Below are 5223 nucleotides of genomic sequence, written 5' to 3' on the forward strand. Positions count from 1 at the left end.
GCCTGACGCCTGACGCCTGACGCGAATCAGTTTAAACGTGCTCTGATAGCATCAAGCGTTTTGCGATTTTTTGCGTCCGGCGTCGGGCGCCCAGCATCTCCTACAAATACCGCAGGTGATACCACACCAGCGCCAGCCATTCGTACCAGATCTCCGGCACCATGGATAACGCCCCGGCGGAGGGCACCCACTCCTGCTTTGGCAACCGCTTGCGCCAGGCAGCCTGGGCCAGCACCCCCTGGCTCTGAAAACACAGTAGAGCCCGCGGCAGGTGAGCCCGATCGCTGACCAGGATGATCTCGTCGATGCTACGCTGACCCAGCAGCTCACCGCTGTACACGGCATTTTCCCAGGTATTACGGCTTTTCCCTTCCTCCAGCACCGTCATGGTCGGCCAGCGTCGGCGCACCAGTTCCGCCATCAACTGTGCTTCGGAAGGCTCGTTATCCGCATGGGGAGTGGTGCTGATGCCGCCACTGACTACCAGCGGCAAACTATGCTCATGGGCCATTTCCGCGGCCAGCTGCAACCGCCGCAGGCCACGGGTGGTCAGGGAAAACTGGCCATCACGTTGGCGCCGTCCGGCACCCAGTACCACCACCGCCTGGGGAGTAATACCGGTATTGCGTCGCGGCAGGGGCGGCAACAGGCTGCGGACCACTGCCGGCAGGGTTCCCCCCACCAGCACCAGCAGCACCAGGTAGGTCAACGCCATCGGCACTCCCGTTTGCGGTGATTATTCAGCCAACACTTTCGCGGTGCAGACCAGTGAGAAATCCGGGCTGAGCTCATGTATCCTATGTCCCCTTCGCAACCGCGATGTTCCCGTAAGTTTTTTTGATCAGTAGAGAGCCGATGGACGCACAGTATCGCCCCGATCAAGTCGAAGCCCAAGCCCAGCAGTACTGGGAGGATAACCAAAGCTTCAAGGTCACCGAAGAGGCCGGCAAGGAAAAATTCTATTGCCTGAGCATGTTCCCCTACCCGTCCGGGCGGCTACACATGGGCCACGTGCGCAACTACAGCATCGGCGATGTGATCAGCCGCTACCAGCGGATGCAAGGCAAGAATGTGCTGCAGCCCATGGGCTGGGACGCCTTCGGCCTGCCCGCCGAGAACGCCGCCATCAAGAACAAGGTGGCCCCGGCCAAGTGGACCTTCGAGAACATCGACTACATGCGCGGGCAACTCCAGCGCTTGGGCTTCGGCTACGACTGGGATCGTGAGCTGGCCACCTGCACCCCGGAATACTATCGCTGGGAACAGTGGTTCTTCACAAAGCTCTACGAGAAGGGCCTGGTGTATCGCAAGATGTCCACGGTGAACTGGGACCCGATCGATCAGACCGTACTGGCCAACGAGCAGGTGATTGATGGCCGCGGCTGGCGCTCCGGTGCCCTGGTGGAACAGAAAGAGATCCCCCAGTGGTTCATCAAGATCACCGACTACGCCGATGAATTGCTGACAGATCTGGATCAACTGGATGGCTGGCCGGAACAGGTCAAGACCATGCAGCGCAACTGGATCGGTCGCTCCGAAGGGGTGGAAATGGAGTTCGCCATCCAGGGCGAAGCGCCTCTGCGCGTCTACACCACCCGCCCGGACACCCTCATGGGCGTCAGCTATGTGGCCGTGGCTGCGGCGCATCCGCTGGCGAAGAAAGCCGCTGCCGCCAACCACGAAGTGGCAGACTTTGTGGAAGAATGCCTGCACAACAAGGTGGCCGAAGCCGATATGGCCACCATGGAAAAGAAAGGCATCTACACCGGTCTCACCGCGACTCACCCTATCAGCGGTGAACAAGTCCCGGTCTGGGTGGCCAACTTCGTGCTGATGAGCTATGGCACCGGTGCGGTCATGGCGGTCCCCGCCCATGACCAGCGCGATTACGAATTTGCCCAAAAATACGGCCTGCCCATCAACCAGGTGATTGAGCCTGCCAATGGTGAAGCCATTGACCTGGACAGCGAAGCCTTCACCGAAAAGGGCAAGCTGGTGAACTCCGGGGAATTCACCGGCAAGACCTCCGCCGACGCCTTTGACGCCATCGCCACCTGGTTGAGCGAGCGCAACCTGGGCGAGAAGAAAGTGAATTATCGCCTGCGCGACTGGGGTGTCTCCCGACAGCGTTACTGGGGCGCCCCCATTCCCATGGTGGAAACCGAAGACGGTGAACTGCACCCCACCCCGGAAGACCAGTTGCCGGTGGTGCTGCCCACTGAGGTGGAAATGGACGGCGTGAAGAGCCCCATCAAGGCCGACCCGGAGTGGGCCAAAACCACCTTTGACGGCCAGCCCGCCCTGCGCGAAACCGACACCTTCGACACCTTCATGGAATCGAGCTGGTACTACGCCCGTTACTGCTGTCCGCAGAACGACCAGGCCATGCTGGACCCGGCGGCCGCCAACTACTGGCTGCCCGTGGATCAATACGTGGGCGGCATTGAACACGCCATCCTGCACCTGCTCTACTCGCGCTTCTTCCACAAGCTGCTGCGCGACACCGGCCTGGTGGAATCCGACGAGCCCTTCAAGCAACTGCTGTGTCAGGGCATGGTGCTGAAAGATGGCGCCAAGATGTCCAAGTCCAAGGGCAACACCGTGGACCCGCAGGAAATGATCGAGGAATACGGTGCCGACACCGTACGCCTGTTCATGATGTTTGCGGCGCCGCCGGAGCAATCCCTGGAGTGGAACGATTCCGGTGTGGAAGGGGCGTTCCGCTTCCTCAAGCGCCTGTGGCGGCTGGTGGCCGAACATGTGGAAGCGGTCAAGGCGGGCACGCTGGATCCGGCCTCTCTGGACGATGCTGGCAAGGCCCTGCGTCGCAAGACCCACGAAACCATCCAGAAGGTCAGCGATGACTTCGGTCGCCGCCACACCTTCAATACCGCCATCGCCGCGGTGATGGAACTGATCAACGAGGTGAGCCGCTTTGACAGTCAGGGCGATCAGGCCGGCGCCGTGCGCCAGGAAGCCCTGGAAGCCGCCGTATTGCTGCTGTCGCCAATCACCCCCCATGCGTCCCACAGCCTGTGGCAGGCCCTGGGGCACGACGAGGCGGCACTGAACGCCGCCTGGCCCCAGGTAGACGAAAGCGCACTGGTGAAGGACAGTCTTGAACTGGTGGTACAGGTCAATGGCAAGGTGCGCGCCAAGCTCGAGGTGCCCGCCAACGCCGACAAGGACACCGTGGAAAGCCTGGCCAGGGCGGAACCCAATGTGCAGAAGTTCACCGACGGCAAAACCATCCGCAAGGTGATCGTTGTGCCGGGTAAACTGGTCAACATCGTTGCCAACTGAGAGGCGGTTATGACATCCAGCTTGCGCGCCACATCCCGTCTGACCCTGCTGCTGGTGTTGGGGCTCGTCCTCAGTGCCTGCGGCTGGCAACTGCGTGGCACCACCAGCACACCGTCCATGGAAACCCTGACGGTAAGCGGTGCCTCCACGGAACTGCGCTACACCCTGGAAGACGAGCTGGAAGACCAGGGCGTGCTGGTACACAACCAGGCGCCCTACATCCTGGTGATCGATGACGAAGACTGGATGCGCCGCACCTCGGCGGTGGATGCCCAGGGTCGCCAGGCGGAAATCGAACTGCGCTACACCCTGCGCTGGCACATCAAGGACCGCAAAAGCGGCGCCCTGCTGACTACGCCAACGCGCATGATGACCTTGCGCAACCTGCCCTGGTACCCGGAAAACGCCACCGCTTCCTCCGACGAGGAGCAACTGGTCCGTGACGACCTGTTTCTGGACATGGCCTACCGGCTGATCAACCAGATCGCCGCTGCCTCCGAGGGCTGGGAGACCTACTGATGCGCCTGCGCCCGGAGCAGCTTGGCAAACACTTGGCCGATCGACTGCTGCCCGCTTATCTGGTGGCCGGCGATGAGCCCCTGCAACAGGGCGAGCTCCTCGACGATCTGCGCCGCGCTGCCCGCGATCAGGGCTTTGACGAACGTCACCGCTTCTCCTCCGACACCGGCATCGACTGGAACTCCCTGCTCAACGAATCCCAGAGCATGAGCCTGTTTGGTGGCCGCCGGATTCTCGAACTGGTGCTCAACGACAAGCGACCGGACAAGGCCGGCAGCCAGATCCTCCGTGATGTTCTGGCCAGCCCCGGCGATGACACCCTGCTGCTGATCCGCTGCTCCAGGCTGGATCGCCGTAAGGACTGGAACAGCGCCTGGGTGAAAGCCCTGGACGAAGTCGGTGCGGTGATCGAAGTCTGGCCGGTGGAAGGCGCCGGCCTGCGCAACTGGCTGCAGGACCGTCTGGCCAGCCGTGGACTGAGTGCCAGCGAAGACGCCCTCGCCCTGCTGATCGAACGCAGCGAAGGCAATTTGCTTGCCGCCGCCCAGGAAGTGGACAAGCTCACCCTGCTGGTAGAAGACGGCCAGGTGGGACCGGAAGACGTGCAACAGGCAGTGGGCGATTCCAGCCGCTACTCGCCCTTCGACCTTACCGAAGCCACCGCCCAGGGCAACGCCCAGCGAGTGTTGCACATCATTCAGACCCTGCGCGCCGAAGGCGTGGAGCCGCCGGTGTTGCTATGGGCCCTGAGCCGCGACATCCGCATCCTCGACGGCATGCTTAGCGGCGGCCCACCACCCCGCTTGCCACCCCAGCGGGTACGCGCCATGCAGGCCCAGGCCCAGCGCCTCAACCCGCAACATCTAAAAGCCGCCCAGGCCAGCGCCATCCGCGCCGACCAGTGCGTCAAGGGCATGGCCAAGGGCGATCCCTGGCAATACATCACCTCCCTGGCGCTGCGTCTTGCAGGGCATCCGCTACCGCGCAGCATGGAACGGTAAATACAGCTGCTAGCTACTAGCTTCGAGCTACAACGCGATGAAGGCCCTGTGCCTCATGAGTTGCCACAGGACTCCGCGCTGCCAGGCTGAGGGCCTATCTGTAGGAGTTCCTCTTGAGGGACGAACCGAGAGCGCAGCGAGGCAAGAGACACATGGGTTACTGCATTCTTTTCTGAAACCTGTCGAGCTCTGAGATTCCTGATCGCCCGGCAGGCGATTTCCGCGCAAGCGCGGTTCGCCATGCAAGCATAGGTTATTCGCTTCGCTCACCCTTCGGGCCGCACGGAACTACGTGCGTTACTCCGCTGCGTTCCGTTCCTACAGCGGCTTCGTAGAAATGCCGAGGTCTGAGGAACTTTCCACCCTTTCCCTATCTAACCAGCGTAGCTCGTAGCTCGTA

The 5223-nt window shown here is 61.9% G+C and carries 4 protein-coding genes; 3 read left to right on the plus strand and 1 reads right to left on the minus strand.

Going from position 1 to position 5223, the window contains the following annotated elements; translation table 11 throughout:
* Positions 1–100: 100 nt before the first annotated feature.
* Positions 101–715, minus strand: coding sequence for a YdcF family protein (locus B3Q33_RS14930; RefSeq protein ID WP_035249265.1), 615 nt, complete (start codon positions 713–715; stop codon positions 101–103).
* Positions 716–855: 140 nt separating this feature from the next.
* Between B3Q33_RS14930 and leuS the strand changes: the two genes are divergently transcribed.
* The 3 genes from leuS to holA are packed head-to-tail and all read left to right on the plus strand — an operon-like array spanning position 856 to position 4823.
* Positions 856–3303: a leucine--tRNA ligase gene (gene leuS, locus B3Q33_RS14935; RefSeq protein WP_272963301.1), complete on the plus strand. Its 2448-nt coding sequence runs from the start codon at positions 856–858 to the stop codon at positions 3301–3303.
* 9 nt (positions 3304–3312) lie between these two features.
* On the plus strand, positions 3313–3822 hold the full coding sequence (gene lptE, locus B3Q33_RS14940) for an LPS assembly lipoprotein LptE (protein WP_052043006.1): 510 nt from the start codon (positions 3313–3315) through the stop codon (positions 3820–3822).
* Entirely contained in the window at positions 3822–4823 is a 1002-nt protein-coding gene (gene holA / locus B3Q33_RS14945) for a DNA polymerase III subunit delta (RefSeq protein WP_272963300.1), read from the plus strand. The genes lptE and holA overlap by 1 nt, the downstream gene beginning before the upstream one ends.
* Positions 4824–5223 lie beyond the last annotated feature (400 nt).

The organism is Alcanivorax sp. UBA3183 (assembly GCF_002364155.1).
Classification (GTDB): Bacteria; Pseudomonadota; Gammaproteobacteria; order Pseudomonadales; family Alcanivoracaceae; genus Alcanivorax; species Alcanivorax jadensis.